Annotated in this window: 25 protein-coding genes and 1 pseudogene; all 26 read right to left on the reverse strand. The window is 41.4% G+C overall.

Features of this window, described 5'->3' with window-relative positions; genetic code table 11:
• A pseudogene (locus tag GK047_RS28020) lies at positions 1-427 on the reverse strand (HNH endonuclease); the annotation flags it as partial.
• 106 nt (positions 428-533) lie between these two features.
• Positions 534-776 carry an SMI1/KNR4 family protein gene (locus GK047_RS30790; RefSeq protein ID WP_481856066.1) on the reverse strand — a complete coding sequence of 81 codons (243 nt, stop codon included), beginning with the start codon at positions 774-776 and terminating at the stop codon, positions 534-536.
• A 25-nt stretch (positions 777-801) separates the two neighbouring features.
• A complete protein-coding gene (locus tag GK047_RS28030) occupies positions 802-1,269 on the reverse strand; it encodes a DUF600 domain-containing protein (protein ID WP_163953926.1) in 468 nt (155 codons plus the stop codon).
• A gap of 66 nt (positions 1,270-1,335) precedes the next feature.
• Entirely contained in the window at positions 1,336-2,868 is a 1,533-nt protein-coding gene (locus GK047_RS29355) for a DNA/RNA non-specific endonuclease (protein WP_205517019.1), read from the reverse strand.
• A gap of 172 nt (positions 2,869-3,040) precedes the next feature.
• Positions 3,041-3,427 carry an immunity 22 family protein gene (locus GK047_RS28045; RefSeq protein WP_163953928.1) on the reverse strand — a complete coding sequence of 129 codons (387 nt, stop codon included), beginning with the start codon at positions 3,425-3,427 and terminating at the stop codon, positions 3,041-3,043.
• A gap of 12 nt (positions 3,428-3,439) precedes the next feature.
• Positions 3,440-3,802: a hypothetical protein gene (locus GK047_RS28050; RefSeq protein ID WP_163953930.1), complete on the reverse strand. Its 363-nt coding sequence runs from the start codon at positions 3,800-3,802 to the stop codon at positions 3,440-3,442.
• A gap of 278 nt (positions 3,803-4,080) precedes the next feature.
• The gene (locus GK047_RS28055) at positions 4,081-4,782 is read right to left on the reverse strand and encodes an endonuclease V (RefSeq protein WP_481856065.1); all 702 of its coding nucleotides are present in this window, start codon (positions 4,780-4,782) and stop codon (positions 4,081-4,083) included.
• The gene (locus GK047_RS28060; protein WP_163953933.1) at positions 4,763-5,221 is read right to left on the reverse strand and encodes a toxin-antitoxin system YwqK family antitoxin; all 459 of its coding nucleotides are present in this window, start codon (positions 5,219-5,221) and stop codon (positions 4,763-4,765) included. The genes GK047_RS28055 and GK047_RS28060 overlap by 20 nt, the downstream gene beginning before the upstream one ends.
• A gap of 30 nt (positions 5,222-5,251) precedes the next feature.
• A complete protein-coding gene (locus GK047_RS28065; protein ID WP_163953935.1) occupies positions 5,252-5,710 on the reverse strand; it encodes a YwqJ-related putative deaminase in 459 nt (152 codons plus the stop codon).
• Positions 5,711-6,019: 309 nt separating this feature from the next.
• Positions 6,020-6,442 (reverse strand): hypothetical protein, encoded by a 423-nt coding sequence (locus GK047_RS28070; RefSeq protein ID WP_163953936.1) that lies wholly within the window; start codon positions 6,440-6,442, stop codon positions 6,020-6,022.
• An 11-nt stretch (positions 6,443-6,453) separates the two neighbouring features.
• A complete protein-coding gene (locus GK047_RS28075) occupies positions 6,454-6,870 on the reverse strand; it encodes a hypothetical protein (RefSeq protein ID WP_163953938.1) in 417 nt (138 codons plus the stop codon).
• A gap of 20 nt (positions 6,871-6,890) precedes the next feature.
• Positions 6,891-7,166, reverse strand: a complete 276-nt coding sequence (locus GK047_RS28080; RefSeq protein ID WP_205517020.1) for a GH-E family nuclease — start codon at positions 7,164-7,166, stop codon at positions 6,891-6,893.
• 429 nt (positions 7,167-7,595) lie between these two features.
• Positions 7,596-8,018, reverse strand: coding sequence for an SMI1/KNR4 family protein (locus GK047_RS28085; RefSeq protein ID WP_163953941.1), 423 nt, complete (start codon positions 8,016-8,018; stop codon positions 7,596-7,598).
• 18 nt (positions 8,019-8,036) lie between these two features.
• The gene (locus GK047_RS28090; RefSeq protein WP_163953943.1) at positions 8,037-8,579 is read right to left on the reverse strand and encodes an HNH/ENDO VII family nuclease; all 543 of its coding nucleotides are present in this window, start codon (positions 8,577-8,579) and stop codon (positions 8,037-8,039) included.
• A gap of 81 nt (positions 8,580-8,660) precedes the next feature.
• Positions 8,661-9,626: a suppressor of fused domain protein gene (locus tag GK047_RS28095; RefSeq protein ID WP_163953945.1), complete on the reverse strand. Its 966-nt coding sequence runs from the start codon at positions 9,624-9,626 to the stop codon at positions 8,661-8,663.
• Positions 9,627-9,644: 18 nt separating this feature from the next.
• Positions 9,645-10,565 carry a WG repeat-containing protein gene (locus GK047_RS28100; protein ID WP_163953947.1) on the reverse strand — a complete coding sequence of 307 codons (921 nt, stop codon included), beginning with the start codon at positions 10,563-10,565 and terminating at the stop codon, positions 9,645-9,647.
• Positions 10,566-10,589: 24 nt separating this feature from the next.
• Positions 10,590-13,475, reverse strand: coding sequence for a hypothetical protein (locus tag GK047_RS28105; RefSeq protein ID WP_163953949.1), 2,886 nt, complete (start codon positions 13,473-13,475; stop codon positions 10,590-10,592).
• 23 nt (positions 13,476-13,498) lie between these two features.
• On the reverse strand, positions 13,499-13,894 hold the full coding sequence (locus tag GK047_RS28110) for a DUF4280 domain-containing protein (RefSeq protein WP_163953950.1): 396 nt from the start codon (positions 13,892-13,894) through the stop codon (positions 13,499-13,501).
• A 16-nt stretch (positions 13,895-13,910) separates the two neighbouring features.
• Positions 13,911-14,435 (reverse strand): hypothetical protein, encoded by a 525-nt coding sequence (locus tag GK047_RS28115; protein WP_163953953.1) that lies wholly within the window; start codon positions 14,433-14,435, stop codon positions 13,911-13,913.
• A 1-nt stretch (position 14,436) separates the two neighbouring features.
• A complete protein-coding gene (locus GK047_RS28120; RefSeq protein WP_240344340.1) occupies positions 14,437-15,045 on the reverse strand; it encodes a hypothetical protein in 609 nt (202 codons plus the stop codon).
• Positions 15,042-16,454, reverse strand: a complete 1,413-nt coding sequence (locus tag GK047_RS28125) for a contractile injection system protein, VgrG/Pvc8 family (RefSeq protein WP_163953954.1) — start codon at positions 16,452-16,454, stop codon at positions 15,042-15,044. The genes GK047_RS28120 and GK047_RS28125 overlap by 4 nt, the downstream gene beginning before the upstream one ends.
• Positions 16,451-17,041 (reverse strand): hypothetical protein, encoded by a 591-nt coding sequence (locus GK047_RS28130; protein WP_163953956.1) that lies wholly within the window; start codon positions 17,039-17,041, stop codon positions 16,451-16,453. Before GK047_RS28130 ends, GK047_RS28125 begins: the two co-directional genes overlap by 4 nt.
• A 15-nt stretch (positions 17,042-17,056) precedes the next feature.
• Positions 17,057-17,608 (reverse strand): hypothetical protein, encoded by a 552-nt coding sequence (locus GK047_RS28135; protein WP_163953958.1) that lies wholly within the window; start codon positions 17,606-17,608, stop codon positions 17,057-17,059.
• A gap of 40 nt (positions 17,609-17,648) precedes the next feature.
• A complete protein-coding gene (locus GK047_RS28140; protein WP_205517021.1) occupies positions 17,649-18,527 on the reverse strand; it encodes a DUF2167 domain-containing protein in 879 nt (292 codons plus the stop codon).
• A gap of 83 nt (positions 18,528-18,610) precedes the next feature.
• Positions 18,611-19,087: a hypothetical protein gene (locus tag GK047_RS28145; RefSeq protein WP_163953961.1), complete on the reverse strand. Its 477-nt coding sequence runs from the start codon at positions 19,085-19,087 to the stop codon at positions 18,611-18,613.
• A 29-nt stretch (positions 19,088-19,116) separates the two neighbouring features.
• The gene (locus tag GK047_RS28150; RefSeq protein WP_346010402.1) at positions 19,117-19,902 is read right to left on the reverse strand and encodes a DNA and RNA helicase; all 786 of its coding nucleotides are present in this window, start codon (positions 19,900-19,902) and stop codon (positions 19,117-19,119) included.
• Positions 19,903-19,930: the final 28 nt, after the last annotated feature.

Genomic DNA, 19,930 nt, shown 5'->3' on the forward strand with positions numbered 1-19,930 from the left:
CATCGGCCGCGTAGTCCCCGAAGTCACTTACCTCTCCTCGATTAATATCCGAGATCGCTTTGCTTCCAACGGCTATCGTTCCTGCTGCTAACGCGCCGGCTACTACAGCTCCAATCACGACCGCTCCTGCTCCTAAAGTAGCCACGGTAACTGCTGCAACTACCGCTACCACGACAACAATCGCCAGAGCACCCAAGACATTGCCTGCTAATTTACCCCAACTGAACTTCTTCTTCTCTGGCGGAGGCGGTGGAGGAGGCGGCGGTGTGCCTTGCTTCGGCTCATCATCATAGGGCGCATAGGTCGTGCGATCCGTACCTGCTGTCTTCACGTTCGCTCCTAGAAAATGATATTCACCTTCTATCGCAAATCCGCTTTGTGCTGCTAATTTCTTCACCATTAGTTGGCTTTGGGCACGAATCACCATGATTGAACGAATGGGTAAAAAAATACCCCCTACGAATTTGAAACTCGTTTGAGGTAATTTCTTTTTTTTATTAAAAGGTTAATTTTCCTAATGATACCTGTTATTATTAGTCTTCCGGTATAAGCAAGTTATTAATAAGATCAGTAAAGTTTTTAGCTACTAAACTCATATGTTTATACGAGGGTAAATACTCGTCTTCATCAATATCTTCCATGTCTAGGCTCCAGTAGTAAACTCTCCCCTTGTCGTTTCCTGAGAGAGAGATAAATATTTTATTTTCTACTGGATCATGTCCTATTGCCAATAAGCTAGATGGAATTCTTTTATTTTCATTAAATTCATTAAAAATACGATCTTATTGTTGGGGTTGTAAACTATAACTTTCCGCCCACTTCTTCGAACCAATCATCAAATATATGACTAGATAATTTTTCAGGATCATTTGTATATTTTATCTCGTAACTGTATTGAGCATCTAATTTGTTCTTAGATACATCATAAGTCAATTTCATCTCTGTAGGCATTTCCCTGTTATTTTTTTTGCACAAATCACTAATTTCACGGAGATTTTTATTTAAAATGTTAAGTAAAGTAACTTGTCTCTCTTTCGAAATATCATAAACAGGTCTTGAATTACTATCAGTGTCTGATACTGCATCATTAACCTTGTGTTTTTTAACAATAATATTGTTAATTTGATAAAATACATCTGTACTAAATTGTCCAAATTCATTAGAACCGTATATATATATCATATCTGCCTTATTATTCACATACTCAAGGCAAATTGACACCATATCTGCTTGTAGTTCTGAAAAATAATCTTCAAATACCTTTGTCATAATCCAATCTCCTTTTAATTTATTAAATCGAAAACTTTTAGCTCACCATCTATTGTGTAGGTTACATTAAAAGCTAGACGGTCGAAGCGAATCCCCATCATATTTTATTTTTACGTCAACAGTAACATGTTTCGGCGGTTTGGCCTGTAAAACTCTTGCCCATTCATTTTCTATTTTCTTATATGTACTTAGATTCACCTTACTTGACTGAGATACAAGGTTATCAATCTCTGGCGAACCGCCAAATCTATCTCCTGCCAAATGACCTGCATGGTCACCTGACTCCTTCCCTGGCGTATTTGCATCATGTGGTAAACGTTCATCTCTTGTCGTTAATTTTAAATCATCCGTACTAAAGTTTTCAATTCTACCCAGATGATCTGTTTCATAATCGTATTGGTGCTCACCAGCTTTATACTTCACATTCGGTTTAAGTTTCCCTGCCTCATCAAATGGATTATCGACAAAAGTCTTATTAGGAGCTTCTGGCGTCCCCTTAGTTTCTGGCGGTTTACTCGGTTTCGGAGCTTTTGTAGTCCCCTTACCAACCTCATCGTCATTTTTTAAAAACTTCAACACACCATCCTTAGCATCCTGCAATGCCTCAGAAAGCGTCTTATTCGGCGTTAACATGCCGCCAACCAATTCTTGTTGCGGTAATAACCTTGGAATCTCAGTATTTCCAATGGTCTTTTTCAGAGCTTCTAACGAATCTCCTATTTCTTTTATTTCCTGTTTCAAGCCCTTTTGAATGTCGGCCGCAGTCCCACGAATCGCTGTAATTGCTGCTGTACCTTTTTCTTTCAAGTAGCTTTTACCTATATTACCCAATTCACTAATTTTACCTACAAATTTACTGAATTTATCTGTTACCGCTCCCATGCCTTTGACTAACCACGGCGCTACTTTATTAGCTCCCTGACCGATATACTCGCCGATCGTTTTTTTGGCGATCTTCGCATCCAGCAGACCTACCGTTCCAAATCCGATTGCTCCACTGAACAGAACCTCTCCCCAACTGAAACCAGGGTCTTTATCCGTCAATTGGCTCGCTATACTCTCGGCTATACCCGATACGCCGCCAACGACCATCTTACCCAATACAGGTGCGCCAACACCTAAGGGGCCGAATATCGCACCGGATACCGCTCCGATCATCGATTCTCGAAAGGCATCGGCCGCGTAGTCCCCGAAGTCACTTACCTCTCCTCGATTAATATCCGAGATCGCTTTGCTTCCAACGGCTATCGTTCCTGCTGCTAACGCGCCGGCTACTACAGCTCCAATCACGACCGCTCCAGCTCCTAAAGTGGCCACGGTAACTGCTGCAACTACCGCTACCACGACAACAATCGCCAGAGCACCCACGACATTGCCTGCTAATTTACCCCAACTGAACTTCTTTTTCTCTGGCGGAGGCGGTGGGGGAGGCGGCGGTGTGCCTTGCTTCGGCTCATCATCATAGGGCGCATAGGTCGTGCGATCCGTACCTGCTGTCTTCACGTTCGCTCCTAGAAAGTGATATTCACCTTCTATCGCAAATCCGCTTTGTGCCGCTAATTTCTTCGCCATTAGTTGGCTTTGGGCACGAATCACCATGAGGCTAAGATTGAACGAATAGGTAAAAAAATACCCCCTACGAATTTGAAACTCGTTTGAGGTAATTTCTTTTTTTATATTAAAAGGATAATTTCCCCATTTATACCTAGTTTACATGGGTTAGATGTGTTATTCGTTGAATGATGGATTCATTCGGCACTGGTAGCCCCCACTATAGATATTCTACCGTACCTAAGAATCTAAAGTAATTGGATTTAATGGTTCCTTCAATAATTTCCCCAGTATATTTAAAATTATATAGTAAAACTACTGCATTAAAAGTATTCGTCAATCCTTCTTTCATGAGAGCAGCAAATCTTGGAACAATTTCATCATCATAAGAGAATCCTTCAAGTAATTGATTCAGGTCATTACTTTCTTCTTCATAATATTCTACTTCTCTTACAGCATCATCATATCTACGAATCTCAAATTGTTTAGCAAATATAGATGGAATAAAATCTCCTTCATCTGAATAAGAAACAGCAAGTAATCTATCCAATTCCTCGGAAGATTGAATACTCCCTACCCACAGAGATACGAATCCTTCCTTTTCCATGTTAAGCCTCCTCTAAGGTTTTAATCCATCAGGCAGAGCATCTACCCCACCTTCAAATCTACAATTCGCCCAATTTTGTAATCTTCTTTTAAACATATCATAATCAGTAGACGAATCAATAATTTCTAATAATTCATTATGTGCTTTTGTTGAGCCTTTCCCACTATGTTTGCCAGTGGGATTTACGAACTTTGTCTCGCTTATAAGTGTCCGCATATCGGCAATTTGTTCGCTCGTTACTCCCCATCTTTTGAAAACATCTGCTCTTGATACCAAATGCCACTCATGTAATCCACCGGGATGTCTGAGTCGGTCTTTTATGGTATCTCTTAGTTTAGGGTCTGCCCATACTTTGTCAAATTCATCAGGAGTCAAAGAATTGAACCACTTATTGCACTCGCCGTTTCTTACTGATGGTACAGAATCAAGAACATCACCCGTCCCCTAAGTAGTAATCTTAAAATCTCCTAAAGGAAAGGCGATAACTATTTTACCAATTACGACCATTATGTCAGCTTGCTAGACGCTCTGTCAGAGTTTCTAATGCTATAAAAAATACCACAATACGAGTAGATAGCTCATATTGTGGTATTCGGTATGATTATTAAGTAATATTCAAACACTACAATGTTTACACAAACTATTTTACAGACTCATCTAAATCTTTCCCTCATTTTTTTTGTTTCTAAATCTGCTTGTCTGACTGGTATAGGGAGTCTACTTTCCTTATTAATTAACGCTAATGTAAAGTCTGTGGCAGTATCGATATTTATCCAATTACCACAAGAGACGAAAATGGGCTTCACACTTTTATGTGTTCGTAATGCTCTCCCATAGATTTTGTTATTTATCACAATATCAGTGAAAGCCCCTTCTTCTTCATCAGGCATAATAAAATCAACCCCGTCAATTTTCAAGTAGCTTTTTGCAACGCCTATTGTTGGTTTATTTAAATAAAAGGAAGCATGCGTTGCGATCCCCATATTCCTGGGGTGTAAGTACCCATTCCCATCAAACATAATGATATCTGGTTCATTAATTAAGGTGCTAAATGTTTTTATAATTAATGGTAATTCTCTGAAAGATAAATATCCTGGAATATACAGGATCGTAATTTCACCTGTCATAGATTTCGTCTCTATAACCGTTTTCGTCAAGAAATCCACGACACACATGCAACAAACTGCAATTGTCGTTTCATTTTCCTCCCAATATGCTAGGTCAATACCTGCAATCAGCCGAATATTTTCTTTGTGAAATTTATCTTCTAACTTTATTTTTTGAGTTAAATCATACTGAATTTTATCAAATTCACCTGTTATTTTATTCATTAACTTATTTTGCCCGCGCATCATATTTATCAATCATTTTCTTTTCAAATTCACTTGGCTCTAATTTGTCATTAATTAGTACCCCTTCTATATTCCACTCTCTGTATGTTATGGCAAATCCATATTTGTAATTCGCGATTGATTTAAGATTACCATTATCAAACCAAGAAATAAATTCTCCTGTTATTACACCTTTGCTCATTTTCTGGAAGCTCGTAATCCTGCCAGATTCATAATAGTTCACATAGTCTCCATCAGCCAAACCATTCTTATAATAAGAGTAATATGCCAAATTCCCATTATCGTATCTTTCATATAAAAGACCAGATATAGGTTTCCCTCCATCTTCTATGGGTTTATCAAAAACTTCTTGCCCACTATTTCCAGAAAAACAAACATCATCAGTAAATTCTATACCTGTTAACAATACGTCTTCCATTGGCAAAATATTAACATCAATCATTTAATATCATCCACTCCATTGATAGTTAGATTATTTGGGCAAATCAGATTCTATTCTAAAATCCCGTAAAATATAATTACAGTGCGGACATGTTTGGAATGGTATATCGATGACTGGCTTTGATGAGCCTCCAGGTCTTATCACATATATTAAAATATCATCAATAGTAGCACTCGGATTATCCAATAATGCCTTATTAGCTGCATACACCTCAGCATGCGATCCTGAACCATGTGTATACAAACTATAAGAATCATAAATGTCGTCTGGCATATTGTCTATTCTTTCTTTAATAATTGGATTTAATTCTCTTGGTATTTTTCCATCAACGTTATTTATTGCAGTGTAAATTTTCCCTGTCGTTCTATCATATGCTCCCGCGACAGCTGGACCAATTGTTTTATTTTTCAATCCAATATCTTTTAACATTTGTGCTTCTTCAATAACATGGTTTTTAAGATTAGCAATTTCTTCTGCTGTAAAATCCACCTTGCCTATAGTCGGAGTACCTTTACCCGTCCCCTAAGTAGTAAAGCTAGCAACCGTTAAAAAGATCGTGGCAGCCACAAATACAACCATTCCATCAAATGTATATGCAAACAAAATGGCGAAACCTTTATACGGGTCTTACAAGGGTTAAGTCTGCTTGGGCTTAGCCGCCCGATTCATTCCGAACTGGATGGGGTCTATACATCAAGCGCTGAGACAGTGGCGAATAAAAAAGTAACCACAACACGGGCAGCTAACTCGCATTGTGGCATTGTTTATTGTATCGTACAATCTTCTATTACTACATCCTTAACCTTTGAAAAATTTGAGATATTTAGTATTCTTCGGACTTCCAAAACATCTACCTTCTGATTTTCTATTGGCAATGCTGAAAAATTCTTTCGCTGTTTCTAAATCGCCTAGTTCAAAAGCAACTTTACCTGAAATAAATTCCTTATCACCCGAATCTATACGATCAAATCCAGTTAAAAATATTTTATCCGCCCATACCTTGGCCTTCTTAAGATCATTTATTATTAAACAAGTAGCCACAACATCCTTCACCAAATGGTAACTTTCCTCACAATAAATACCTTTTGGATCAGGTATTAATTCCCAAGCTTCTTCTAACAACAAAATAGAATCTTCATAGTTACTATTATTAAATTGTTCATTACTTTCATTCACAAGACTTTCGAACTTTTCTTTGATAGGTGATTGTAAAGTGGCCATATCTATCCTCCTCAAATCATATCTTTAATCAATTCAAAATACTTATCATCTTCACTAAAAAAGATCTTATAGCCTTCTAACATGAAAGCTCTTAACAGATATTCCTTAGCTTTATCAAGCTCCTCACACTCGAACAAGCTCTGTCCAAGTCTCAGTAAAATAAATGGATTTGAAACTCCATCTGGACAGTTTAAAGCATTATAAAAATTGCTCTTTGCCATTTCATAGTCATCATTATGAAAATAAGTATCACCTAGTGCTGTATATATCCATGTACTGGTATCCCAATCATTCTTCGGGAACGGAACCAATTCCAGAGCGGCTGTATAGCTCTCGATAGCTTTAATAAATTGTCCTTTTTCAGTTAAAGCATTTCCCTCTTTACATAGTTGTGAAATTCGCACATATAATTTATCATCTAGCTCCAATATTCAATCCCTCCAAAAGATTATTCTGGTGGCAAGTAGTTTTCATTTAACTTCGCACCTGCGGATCGGTTCAAACTATAATGATCTAACACATAATTTTTAGAGTCAAGCATCCATTCCCTGACCTCTGGGGACTTTGCACCATAATATCTCCCTGTACTGTTCCACCATGAGACAGCATCAGTTAGATGAGCCATATCTGCTTGATCTAAAGGATACCACTTTCCATCGCTCGCCATAAATTTCGTTTCCCCATCACGATTCGTTCGAATTTTTGGTGGAACCTCATTTTTCATTCTCTCTTGCACTTCTTTACCTGTTCTGGAATTTTTTCCGGGTGTATCGCCCATATACTCTAAACGTCTTGTGAGGCCACTTGATTCAGGTAACCCCACCTCTTTATTACTGGCATACTCCCCGTCAGGACGGTGCCATCTTCCGCTTGCATCTTGATAATAACCCTCAGGAACTTCACCCGTCCCCTAAGTAGTAATCTTAGATTTAGAAAAAAAACAGGAAAATCATGATCGTATCTGACCATAACAACCTGTTCAATGTATCGTATTAGCGTTATTTGGGTTATAAAGTTCAAGCATTTATGTGCGTACGAACGAAATGACGACATCCTTATTCGGGTATTAAATGGGTTGGAGCGTTATTGGTTCAATTATAAGTTTATTTGGCAATACATAACCTTCAAACTTGAAAGAAATATAAAAACTAATCTATAAATTATCTATACCTTCTTGAAACACATCAATTAAATATTCATCAAAAGACTTATAATGAATTAAAGGTTTTTGACCACTTCTATCACCACAAAACACGTTTTCTTCTTCATTATCAGTTGACATACACATAAAGTATTCTCCCCCGTCATTTATTACTACCCAGTATTTTTCTAGTCCAAATGCTCGATATCTCTCAGTAGCTTTTAAAACAGAAGCCCCTTGACTTCCCTCAACCCCTGCTATTTCTACTCCACAAATTCCGCCCGAGCCAAATTTCTTGACAAATTCACGATAACTTTTTGGGAATTTGAATTCGAGTAACGCTTCAACTCTAGAAATATCTTCCTCAGATACCTCTCCATAGAAATCCTTATTATCTCCATATTCTTCAATCATTTCGGATATTATTTTGTCCATCTAAATCACCTTTCATAATTAATCTTGTGAACGCATTTTCCAGTAATTATTTCTGAAATTGTCGTATTGCTTTCTCAGTTCTGGGTTATTTCTGAAACTCTGACCATCTTCAATCAAACCATGTAAAGGACCTGAATATTTATCATGTGTTACTTCAGCAATTTCAACCATTCCGCTAGGTTCTTTTTGTATCAAGTGATGCAACTCGATCTTACTTTCAACACCATCTTTTATAACATATGGAGACTTCCCTTTTGCCATTAGTTGTTGATTTGTCAATCCATTCGCTTCAGGGTCTTTTGGTATATAGTTTTTATCTATATCAATTTGATAAACCCTTCTTGATACATCTACATCTTTTCCAGCCACTTTAACCGTCCCTTTAACTTCTACGGCAGTGTATTTTTCAGGTAACCAATCTAGCTCTATTTCTTGTGAAGAAAGTTTTGTAGACTTTAACTTAGTAAATGGAGAAGTCGCACCATCACCCGTCCCCTTATTCCTTTGTACGTTCCTCCTATTCTTTTCGTAAGCATCAAATAGCCCTCGCCTTGATATCAAGACGGGGGCTATTTGACGATTACATTTTTACATCCTCTAATGAATTTACACATGCTACTTCAAAAAATCGAATAACATAACTCATACTACCGAATCTCTTTGAACTGGTGTGTAATTAATATATCCTTTTTCAAAAAATAGATCTGCAATTACGTATATGTCATCCTCTTTTTTCACAACGTTGAGTTCTTTAGCTGTAACCCCTATGAATAATAGAAATGTTCCGTATCCCACTCCCACTGGAAAAAGGTGAGGAAGATCAATAGGTGGTACAATGATAAAACCACTTATATCTGTTCCAGATATTGCTCCTTCTTGATATTCTAGATACTGTCCAGGATAAATATGCTTGCCAGTATCATCGACATATTTGACCCAGTTGATTAACTCTCTACATAGAACGGTATCATCAGGTTTTGAAAATATCATAAGCTCATATCCATATCCTGATGCTGGACCTTCATTAAAAGCTAATAACGACTTTCCTATTCCTGGATTTGTAAAACCTGATGATACAAATACGTCATATCCATCATAACCTTTTTCATATTTTAGTACGATTAGATCACTTTTACTGCTACTCCACACAATTTTTGGTTCATTATATCCAAGTAATCCACCGTAAATTAATTCAATTCTATCCGATACTAGAAACTGCCCATCTTTAGGAGGCATGAAAATCCTATTTATTATTTTTTCTATCTGGGGTAAAATTTGAACCTTCCCGTTACTTGATGAAATACTCATTTTCGTTATTGGTATACCTTTTTCAGCATACAGCACTAGATCTGATTCATCGATTTCGATTAACAAATCTAGTGTTTTTTCATCAATTAATTTAACAGTTTGTATGTCAACAATTCCATATTTCGGCGATGTTAAATCTAACATATTAGCGAATTGCAAAGTTTCATTGTTTCCAGTGAGAGAAACTATATCATAATCATCTTTAAATTTAAATCCGATTAATGATACGTAGCGACATAAATATTCAAAATAAGGTGATTTTTCAAGAACACTCTCCAATACTTCGTCTCTTGTTTGCATATTTATCAGACTCCTTTATCACCAAAGGTCAAAACTTTTCGGCTTATATACCCACTGACCTTGTTTATTTACATAACCCCATTCGCCGTTATAATTTACACGACCTAGTCCATTTTGAAAATCCGTTGTTGAAGATAGTACATTTTTCACCACATATTTTCCTTGTTTATTGATATATCCACCTCTATCTCGGTTCTCAACAACTGCTAGTCCTTCTTGAAAGGGTCCTACAAATTGGAATTTATTTTTAATAACGACCTCTCCAGAAGTATTTATATACCCCCATTTCCCTCCTGTTTTCAATCTAAATCCTGCTAATCCTTCTTTGTACTCTTTTACTTGATAATAAGTAGGTTCGATTACGAATTTACCTGAGTAATCAATAAATCCATAATACTCTCCATCGAGCGATGCTTCTGCCATACCTTCTGAAAAGCAAAATGCATCTGAAAATTGAGAATCAATTACAATGTTACCTTGTTCATTAATAAACCCAACTTTATTTTTTTGTCTGATTAAAGCAAGTCCTTCGGTGAAAGTGTGTAGATAATCCCATTCAGGTTCAATTACGAATTTTCCATCTAAATTCATTAATCCCATCTTACCATTTTGCTTTACTACAATCGTTCTATCAGGATTTACTCCGTTTACTCTTTCGAATTGTGGATTAAGAACAACCTGACCTTTCATATCGATACAACCATCTAAACCATTTAAAGTAACTCTAGCAAGTCCATATTTGAAAGCACCATAATATTCAGCATTCAATTGAATAATCATCTCGTTAGCAAGATTAATATAACCTTTCACATCATCGAAGGTTTGTACATATGCTAATCCTTCATTAAAATCCCTTGCATTTTTATACATTGGTTCAATTACCATTTCGCCTTGAGCATTTATGTAGCCATATCTATCTGCAACTTTGATTAAATACATTACTATTCCACCTCCCGTGAATGATTAGTCAAAAGGTCCTGTCTCAGTGAACCAGTCATTAGGCCAATCTCTTGCTTTTGTCGAACTAGGATTGTAGGTTACATCTATATTTTTTCCAGGTAATCTGACTCTTACATACCCCGGTGGGTTATCAAGAATATCTGTAATCACCGTTTCACCCTGACATTCATCACCTCTATACTTTTCAAATGCTTTCACTTTAGGATCGTTCACTGGACGCGTTTGTGGAATAATGTTTAGCGGACTATCTTCAACTGCGTTATCTAGAGACCCTTCATAGACTGACTTTATGTGTCCCTTCTCATGACCTTCAACTTTTGGTGCTCGACTATATCCAGATCCTCGTTTCCCTGGTGGCCCCACAGTCCAATTCATGCTAACTGTTTTTCCATATTCGTCCAAATATACAGTCGTTGTGGGTTTACCATCCGCTCCCAATACATCGATCTTGTATCGGGCTCTTCCTTCTGAAATTTTTTCAATTGCAAATAATCCCTTATCACATCCTTCTTTAATTTCTTTGATCATGTCTCTCGATAGATTTCTTCCTTTTAATAACGTGACGAGTTCCTGGAACTCTTCATGAGAAAGCTTTGAAACTTTACCCGTCCCCTTAACAGCCTTCTCGGCGGCCTCCTTCTCAACCCGCTCCATTTCCTTTATGTAGTTTTTCTGCACAGACGTTTTAGGGAGAGGTTTCGTTTCTATACGATTTCCCATACTAAATTTAATCCCCTGCGGCGTGGCAAGCGCAGGGGTTACCCGAACACTCGGTCTCCATTGTTGACCTTCGTTCGTTTTCGGAGGCTTAGGAGGCGAGCCTTTTTCCCCTTTTCCGCTGCCTGTTCTATTCTTATCTGGAGGCAATATTTGCTTCACACCAAATGCTTTTAACAACCATGGCGTCGCAGCCGCGAATATACCGCCAAACAATGCCCCATTTTTAAAGGCTTCGACCGCTCGACCTCCATCTGGCGTTCGGCCATCCCATACTTCATTCAGTACATAATCCGTGTAATTCGCCGCACCTCCCGAGAACATCGCAGTTCCTATTCCCTGCACCAGCTGCCTGGTTGTCTGGGCTACAAGCGAACTTGTTACCGCACCTCCGCCTGGGCCGAATATTGCTCCGCATACGGCTCCGATTAGGGCACCTTTACCCGCGTTTATTAGATACGTCGACAAGCTACTCTGCGTATTATTCGCTTTGTCAGACGCCATCGTTCCTGCAATGCCCCCGATTGCTCCGAAAGCCGCTCCCAATAGCGCTGCTCCAATCACGGCTCCTGCTCCGAACGTGGCTACAGACACCGCAACGACCGCCACCACTACCACAACTACGGCTACAACCGCCACAGCAGCTAACAGCAATTTCCCCCAACCAAATTTGGATTTTTTCTCCGTGGTTTCTTCCTGTTTGACCTCTGCTTTCGGTGCTTGTCCTACCTGCGGCTCGTCATTATAGACCGTATAAGAAGTCTTTGTCGTCCCTGCCACCCGTACATTTCCACCCAGAAAGTGATACTCGCCTTCGACAGAGAATCCGCTTAATGCACCCATTTTCTTTGCCATGAGCTGGCTCTGTGCCTGTATCACGATTCGCTTCGGTGTATACAGCGAGATTCCCTCTCCTGCATTTAATACTAGCTTTTTATGGCTCGTCATCGTAACGCCAATTGCATCATCAAAACTCAACTTTAACGGCTGCTTGCTTCCTCCCACAATGTTGATCGCGGTTGGTGCTAGCTCCAGCTCACTTCCGTGTTCAGTTCCAAAATAGCGCTTGCTTGGATCACCCGTCTTGGCATTGCTGCTTCCGTTCTTACGCACTGCCCCTACAACCATTGCCTTGTCTCCCGTAGCATCAGGGAAGTACAGACTAGCATGCGTACCTACTTGCGGCATACAATACATCATATTACCCGTTGGCGGCGAAAACGGAAACCAATGTGCTTTCGATTTCGGCTGTTCACTATCTATATCCAAGTGCAGCCTAACCTTTTCTCCCTTAACCTCCAGTACCTTTCCTTCCAACGAAATCCCCTTGAGCCGAGAATTCGGGAGAGGCTCCTGCCGAATTCCCTCTAACCGTGACAGTCGGTACGTATATCGAAGTAAACCACCCTCCATGGCTGCTTTCATGGAGCTCACATACAGCCGTTTATTCCTAAACCCTATCTCATCTCCCAATTCATATTTCAAAGCACTCTCTATGTCATAATAAAAAAAATCCGTATCGTGAAATCCTGCCGCGTAGCCCCCTGCCCGGTGAAAGGCAGACAAATTTTTACTCGCTGTGTAGGGCTGATCCTCCGGGATCGTATGGCTTGTCCCTTGAGGAAGTCCAAAATAAAATCGGGGACTACTTTCCAATATATCACAGACTATCACGGATTGTAATTCACTGGCCAAACGCTTGATTAGCTCCCAATCCGTCTCCTTATATTGAAAAGTAGCCCTCTCCACTTTAATTCCAGCGCCCACACTCTCCACTACGTTATAGCTAGGGTACTCCTTAATAATTTCTTTAAGCAATGCGGAATAGGTCAAGCCACCATTCTGAAAAGAGCGGCTTTTTTCTTCTGCATCCAGCCTGAAGCTGCCGGATAAGCCTTCCACCTCGATGGTATAGGTTCCCCCGCTGTTCCTTGTCTGGATTCCTGTAACTAAACCCTTGAAAAGGGTGTTCTCCTGCTGCCCGTCAGTCTCATACAACTCAATTTCATCCTCACCAGTCGCCACCAGCACCGATTGAAACTGTATGCTGTCGTCCACGATTCCCTTTACATACAGTCGCCCATGGTCATTTAACTGACACGACATCCGAATATCCTCAATCGTCTTTATTGGATAAGGCGACCTTATCCTCAGATTATGAAAGCCTGTCATTCTCCTGCTCACCTCCCCTTGGATTATTCACCATTCTGACCGTTATCTTTGAACGTAATGCACCCTCCGTAAGCACATATTAATTGCGAGTCCGTGATCAGTGCGCCCTTTTCTTCCACTCTCGCATCCGATTTGGTCAATTCCCATTGACCATAAAATTTCGGGCAACATCGTTTCCCCGATTCTGGTTGCCCCTGTTCACCAATCAAATAGATTGTCTCGTTATTGGGATTGCTCCCGCTCTTGCAGGTGCCAAAGAAAGGAATGTTATCCACGGAGCTGCAGTCCGCTTGATTCATCATCGGTTGGCCATTCACATACACGCCATGACTTAACGGTAAATTAATCTTTCGGTGATGGCTTCCACTTGTGCACCACATGGATGCCCCTCTTACAATATAACTGGATTCTTCCCCCATCCTTTTACCCTCCCGTTCATTCCACAGGTATCCGCACCAGTCGTATGCCTGCTAAATTTCGCCTTATCATGCTTTCCGCAACATCAAGACGTACCACGATCAACGGTTTTTCACTTTCTTTTATACGAAAAATCTTGTTTCCTTTTATTTTGTCTGCTTGCAAGATCGACTTTTTGAGTACACTTCTGTTTGTATTCCACTCACTGCTTAGACTTAACGCATCGATTTCCCTAAAAATCGGAAGCACATAATTCACCTGGCGTTGCTGCTTTAGATCGATTAACGAAATTCGTTTGAACAATGTCTCCGGTTCGTACAGTTCCACGACCTTTTGCATGTTCTCGGATAGAAGGAACAATTGTCCATCCAGAATATCCAGAAACCGACTCTCTGCGTCCGCCTCCACTTGCAAAACAACCGTACTCGCAATGTGATGAGCATTCAGCAGGTTAAGCTGTCTGCTATCGATGTGTTCCTTCACGTTCAAAAGATGTGGGGTATTCGTATATCGCTCGTCTTGCTTTAAGATAAAATAGTCCATGCTATGCATCCGCTCCACTTTCTCCATAGAGAATTTCGCTTCGATCTTTGTATTCTCCGGAAAAGATACATAAATTGGGGTGCTTACTCATTTCTTGATAAGCATGACTTTGGATAAGCTCCCCCACCCTGCTTCTCATAAAAGCTAAAGCGAGCATATGGTAGAGCTCCGCCTCTTCCAGAAGCATCTGTTCGATATCCATCGAGGTGACCTTTCTCGCATAGTCTGTTTTCTGGGTTTCCAACGCTGCCCTGCGGTCGAAAAGCGGATGGAAGATAAAATCGGCTTCCCACAGGGAAAAGCATTCCTCTTGATCCAAAAACCAGTTGTTGTCATACACATCGATCCGATAGCATGCTGTATTCTCCATAAAGCTTGTCCGCAATAAGGATATATATATATATTGTGTATGTCCCTTCAGCCCTTGCTCCTGCAGCTCGCTCGCTAGTCTGCAGGCGTTGTCGAATGCCAAAATGAACGAACTGTCTATCTGCTCTTTTTGCTGCTTGTAGGTTTCATCGATCAGCAGAATATCGTTCTGCCACCGCCCCGATACATAGCTGTCAAAAAAATCTTGGAGAGCCGCTTGTTTATCCATCATCGGACTCATTTCATGTTCACCTTGCCTCCGCTAATGGTGACATCATCTACAATGCTAATCGTTGCATTGGCTTGTTTGAAATCAATACCCTCATCTCCCTGAATCAAGATCTTGGCACCTCCATTCATTTCAATATCGCCCTCAGCAGATAAAATAATTTTCTTGTCGCTGTTAATTTCAATGCCTCCATCATCGGTTAAACGCATCAAGAGCTTACCGCTGCCCATGATTTCAACCGAACCCGGTTGGAACACAATTTGTTTGCCATATTTGGTGCTAATGCTTTTGACCGAAGGATCGCTGCGCTTGGAAGTATCTGAAGAAGTCGTATCCACAGAGCTTGCTGCAAATGCATGTCTTTCCTGCTCATCGGGAAAGTAGAGACGAATATGATCTCCGACTTCGGGCATGCAGTACCAACCGCTTCCGTCTGGGGATGAATAGATCGTCGAATAGGCAAACCACAGACTTCCGCCTGTACCCTGCCCCTTGTCTATATCTAATTTCACCTTGACCTTATCCTTGGAAACATCAAGTATTTTCCCAAATAAAGAGGCTCCTACCAAGGATGGATTGTAGCTTTTTCTACAGCTTAATCCGCTCTTCTCTCTTAAGATGTAGGTATGAATCAGTTCACCGTCTACCATCGCTGTCTCAGCACGAAATACATACAGTTTTCGATCCTTGAATTCAACCGTACTGCCCAACTCTAACAGGCGCGTACTCGTGATTTCATAGCTAATCAGGTCCTGCTCATCTAGATTAGGAAGATCATTAGCTGCTAAAATCCGATAGCCTTTCAAATCTTTTTTAATGGCATAGTTAAACTCTTCCAGCTTATGCCTTGCAGGAAAATCCTGTACGCCTACATAAAATTTGGTTCCCTTCAATCCGCATATCGGTGCAAGCTGAGCATGGAAATGAGAGGCTAACCGCTTTAGAAACGTCCAATCCGTTTCCTTGTACTGGACTAGCAGTCCCCCCGTAGTTGCTCCTTGTGTTGCTTGATCCACGACATCAGAATCCGCATATTCCCCCGTAATCTGGGCAAATAATTCTTGGTAAGCCATGCTCGCATTTTGAAAGGACCGGCTTCTCTTGTGGATATCCATAAAGAAAGTTGAACTATAGGCTTCAATAGCCATGATTCTTGCATTACGGGTAGTCTGCACCGTCATATTGGTGACGACACCTTGAAAAAGAGAGCGTGTACCTTCTCCTTCTTTCAAGGTGACCTCCAACCATTCGTCACCATCTGCGCCTTCGACGTATTGATCCATTTTTTCTTCTGGAACGATGCCCCGAATGTAAAGCTTGGCATGATCGTTGAGCTCTTTTGTCAGGATAAACTCAAGTATGCTTTCAAATTGATAGGGCGCTATGACAATATCCCCATAACTATAGCTAGATAGGCTCATTCTTGCTCCTCCCCCTTGACTATGCTCACGGTTCGTATGACTTGGAATGCAATTTCTCTCCAATTACCGTACTCCCGATACGGACAACAAAATGTTCCCAAGATGGTTTCACCTTCAAATTCAAACATAAACATGATCGTATAAAGAAACTCATCTAATGCTGAGCTTTTAAATTCAAAGAATCCAATAGGTTTATCATTTACCTGTTCTATCCCATCGGTGTAAAACACGTGCAATGGATTTGCTCTCTTGATCAGAGCCTTCATCCCATCCGTCAATTCCTTAACCGATTCATCATCCAACTCCTGATCGATCAGGCTGAGCGTAATATTGATGGCCCCCGTCTCATCGCTCTTAATGATCTGCGGACGCTGCTCATACGGATATTTCAGCTTTCTTTGCTGCTCTGGCATGTCGTCAAAATCTTTCGGCATGTACACCTTCAGCTTCTCGTCAAAAAAAGCCTGCTCCTCAAACTCGTAGTACCGTTGTCCCACGCGTACAGGCCCTGCACAAATGTCCTTAGGCTCTTGGCTTTTCTCCGCCTCGTTGATAAAGGCCAATATCTTCTCGTCCGCGTACTCCATCGCTTACACGCCTCCTTAGGTTGACTTCCATCCCAAACCCATCAACTGCAGCTTCCGCTGTTGCAGAAAAACCTCCGCTTGCGCGCACAGCTCTTGACCCAACTGCTCCTGCAACTGCTCAATCAACTCCACCGTACCTACCAAATCTACGGGCACATACACCCGCTTTTCCGCACTTTTTAGAATGAAACGTCCGCCGAAGAAGCGGCTGTAGCCTACTTCCGTAATCTCGCTGAGCTTCATCATTTTCACCCCATACCAGCGATGGGTGTACAGCAACTGCTCGCTGACTACAACTTTCATGAATGTTAAGGTTACAGACAAGAAGGCGAACAGCGTAGTTGACAGGAGCCCCACCAGCCAGAGCAGCGCCGCGTCCTCGGCATTCGCTTCCATAAATAGTTGCATCAGCAGCACGCTAATTCCTAAGAGTAGGGCCAGATAGGAACCCGCTCGGAAACCACGATTCACCCTAAGTTCCATCTCCCCCCTCTCGTTTCTACGCGCTTTTCGAAAAGCCTGTCCCGCTACATAGACCGAAGCCTTGCGTATGAGATGTACATTCATCTTTTCGTTCCTCCTGTTCCTTATCTTCTCCCGCTATAAGTTAAAGATTTTCTTGCTCAGCACTTCGCTCATCAGCTTCCGCCCGCTTCTTTCTGCTGAACAGTTTTTTAATGAAGGTTCCTAATGCGCCCAGGGCAACCAGAATCACTAGCCCGAACTTTTTACCTACGAGCAGAAGAGTGGCGATCAGCCCAACTTTCTTAGCGATAACAAGTCCCGCTCCGCCTAGAATCAGGCCTGTCAGACCGTATTGGGATACTTTATCTGTAGATGCGTTAAATTCCTCGTATTTCTCACCCGCATTAACCGTCAACTTCGGTAAAATCTTCTCGATCAACTGCTTCTTATCCGTTTCCCGATTTTTCGGATCCGAGATTAGAATGGCGGAAATGTAGCCTTCGCGCGTGAGCATACGCACGTTATAGTTCACCAATTGTTCCTTGTCGTCGTACTCGGCCAGCATGGACCACGTCAAATTGTGGGTAGCCTTATCGTAGAAAGGCTCTACATCCCAGCCAGTGACATGAATCCGTGTGCCCTCCGTTCGTTCCTTATTCGCCTCTTCGGTTCCTTCCTTATAGCTCTTCAAAATGGCTTTAGGATCGATTTTTTCTTTGTCTGCATCCTTGATATAACCGGTGTCCTCATAGCGGAAAATGACGCTCCATTGCTCTTTCTCATCGGCCGAGAAAATACTTCCAAGCTCATTGCCCCTTGGCTTTTGGTTATTATCACGACTCATTTTCATCGTATTTTCAGCATCTAGAAACACGAGAGAGGGGTCAAGATCAACCGTTGCCACCTGCTTCAAGCTTACCTTTGTCCCACCCTCGATCCAGTTGTAGTTTTGTTCTGCTGATACCGTGCTGCCTCCAAGCAAGCAAAGAACCAAGCTTAGATGAATCCAATGTTTTTTCAAACGAATTACCCCTTTTTCTACATTCCTATTTATTTATTCCGTTGTCTATATACGCCAATACGTCATGAGCATTTCCTTGATTGTTATAAAGATCGAATGAACGAAGAGAACACAGTACCGATGATTAAAAATGCTACATAGACTGCAGCAGTAAGCCCTAATGAGAGCAATAGCTTAACGAATACTGGCATTTTGGACCTGAACATGCGCATAGAGGTGGCCATCGCCAAGATTCCCAGCAAAGCTCCAAGAACCCCTCCAACAAAAACCATCGCTATAGGCAGCACACTGAATACCCATTCGTATGCTTTTAATTTGCGAGCAAGCTCAATTAGGGTACCGTCAAGACGAAGCTGCGGCACATAATCAAATCCTCGTTTTAACGAAAGATGTCTCGTTCCATTGGTTCCAGGGATGGCATAGTTGTTACCCTTCTCCATGCCTTTCCCTTTTAGCTTATCCAGCTTATTTCCATTAACGAATACGGTAGGTTTCCCGTATAGCCCTGCGGTTGTAACTGTAAGCTGCGTTTCTTGATCCAATGCTAATTCATATTTCATTCTGATTCTCCTTCGTGTCTAAGTTGAGCTTAATCCACAATCATCCGGCGTGGCGCTCCAGGTCTCAGATCGGGCTTCGCCCGAGTGCCTCCCTGCGTCTCCTCCAGGATACGGGTCAAATATTTGTGAATGTGGACATTATCGTAAGCTTTGTAACCTGTACCTAAGCGACTGCCAATATAATGAAGAATCAGGTCGCGATTCACGGTTCCTTGATTCAGACACTGCATCGCAAAAGCGATGTCATAGGCATTCGAGCTGCCTGCGCTTAGCAGCTGGGCACCAAAATATCGCGTCAACGCTGGGCTCAGACTACTTTGGCCAAGCGCTGAATAGGCCGTGTAAATGCTATTCCATGTGTTGTACTCCGTGGCACAATCCGCGAAGCTCTGGTAGTCGGAGCGCAGCTTCGCTCCTTCCTTGAGCTTGAACCTCCCCAGCTCCAACTCGTTGCCACGAAGAGAGATATCATCATCGAGCACAATATCCGTGTTGTATAGGGTGAAATCCAGCTGAGCTACCGCTTCCCTGAAGCGAATTTTCAACACAGTCTCTCTGCCAGTCGCGCTATACGAGAGCGAATAATCTTGCTCCAACGCGTAGATTCTGCTGCCGAACTTGACGAGACCACTAGACACAATAAGGTTTTCGGCTGTAATCCGCACCTCGGCTCCTGCCAAGATCCCATCCGAGTATGCCTGATAGGATAACTCAGTGAAGCGCCTCGGATCATCCCGCAAGCTCTCTAGCATATCCCGCTTGAGAATACGTCCCTTCGTAAAATTCGGATAAACGTTAGTGAACAGTCCGCTCACCCTCCTTCTCGTGCCTACCTTCGTAATT

The sequence above is a fragment of the Paenibacillus sp. SYP-B3998 genome (assembly GCF_010820665.1).
Classification (GTDB): Bacteria; Bacillota; Bacilli; order Paenibacillales; family NBRC-103111; genus Paenibacillus_E.

Excerpts from the sequence above, each read along its gene's own strand:
- GK047_RS28030 (WP_163953926.1), bottom strand. The coding sequence starts at position 1,269 with ATGACAAAGGTATTTGAAGATTATTTTTCAGAACTACAAGCAGATATG.
- GK047_RS29355 (WP_205517019.1), bottom strand. The coding sequence starts at position 2,868 with ATGGTGATTCGTGCCCAAAGCCAACTAATGGCGAAGAAATTAGCGGCA.
- GK047_RS28045 (WP_163953928.1), bottom strand. The coding sequence starts at position 3,427 with ATGGAAAAGGAAGGATTCGTATCTCTGTGGGTAGGGAGTATTCAATCT.
- GK047_RS28055 (WP_481856065.1), bottom strand. The coding sequence starts at position 4,782 with ATGATGCGCGGGCAAAATAAGTTAATGAATAAAATAACAGGTGAATTT.
- GK047_RS28060 (WP_163953933.1), bottom strand. The coding sequence starts at position 5,221 with ATGATTGATGTTAATATTTTGCCAATGGAAGACGTATTGTTAACAGGT.
- GK047_RS28070 (WP_163953936.1), bottom strand. The coding sequence starts at position 6,442 with ATGGCCACTTTACAATCACCTATCAAAGAAAAGTTCGAAAGTCTTGTG.
- GK047_RS28080 (WP_205517020.1), bottom strand. The coding sequence starts at position 7,166 with ATGAAAAATGAGGTTCCACCAAAAATTCGAACGAATCGTGATGGGGAA.
- GK047_RS28085 (WP_163953941.1), bottom strand. The coding sequence starts at position 8,018 with ATGGACAAAATAATATCCGAAATGATTGAAGAATATGGAGATAATAAG.
- GK047_RS28095 (WP_163953945.1), bottom strand. The coding sequence starts at position 9,626 with ATGCAAACAAGAGACGAAGTATTGGAGAGTGTTCTTGAAAAATCACCT.
- GK047_RS28100 (WP_163953947.1), bottom strand. The coding sequence starts at position 10,565 with ATGTATTTAATCAAAGTTGCAGATAGATATGGCTACATAAATGCTCAA.
- GK047_RS28105 (WP_163953949.1), bottom strand. The coding sequence starts at position 13,475 with ATGACAGGCTTTCATAATCTGAGGATAAGGTCGCCTTATCCAATAAAG.
- GK047_RS28110 (WP_163953950.1), bottom strand. The coding sequence starts at position 13,894 with ATGGGGGAAGAATCCAGTTATATTGTAAGAGGGGCATCCATGTGGTGC.
- GK047_RS28115 (WP_163953953.1), bottom strand. The coding sequence starts at position 14,435 with ATGGACTATTTTATCTTAAAGCAAGACGAGCGATATACGAATACCCCA.
- GK047_RS28120 (WP_240344340.1), bottom strand. The coding sequence starts at position 15,045 with ATGAGTCCGATGATGGATAAACAAGCGGCTCTCCAAGATTTTTTTGAC.
- GK047_RS28125 (WP_163953954.1), bottom strand. The coding sequence starts at position 16,454 with ATGAGCCTATCTAGCTATAGTTATGGGGATATTGTCATAGCGCCCTAT.
- GK047_RS28130 (WP_163953956.1), bottom strand. The coding sequence starts at position 17,041 with ATGGAGTACGCGGACGAGAAGATATTGGCCTTTATCAACGAGGCGGAG.
- GK047_RS28135 (WP_163953958.1), bottom strand. The coding sequence starts at position 17,608 with ATGAATGTACATCTCATACGCAAGGCTTCGGTCTATGTAGCGGGACAG.
- GK047_RS28145 (WP_163953961.1), bottom strand. The coding sequence starts at position 19,087 with ATGAAATATGAATTAGCATTGGATCAAGAAACGCAGCTTACAGTTACA.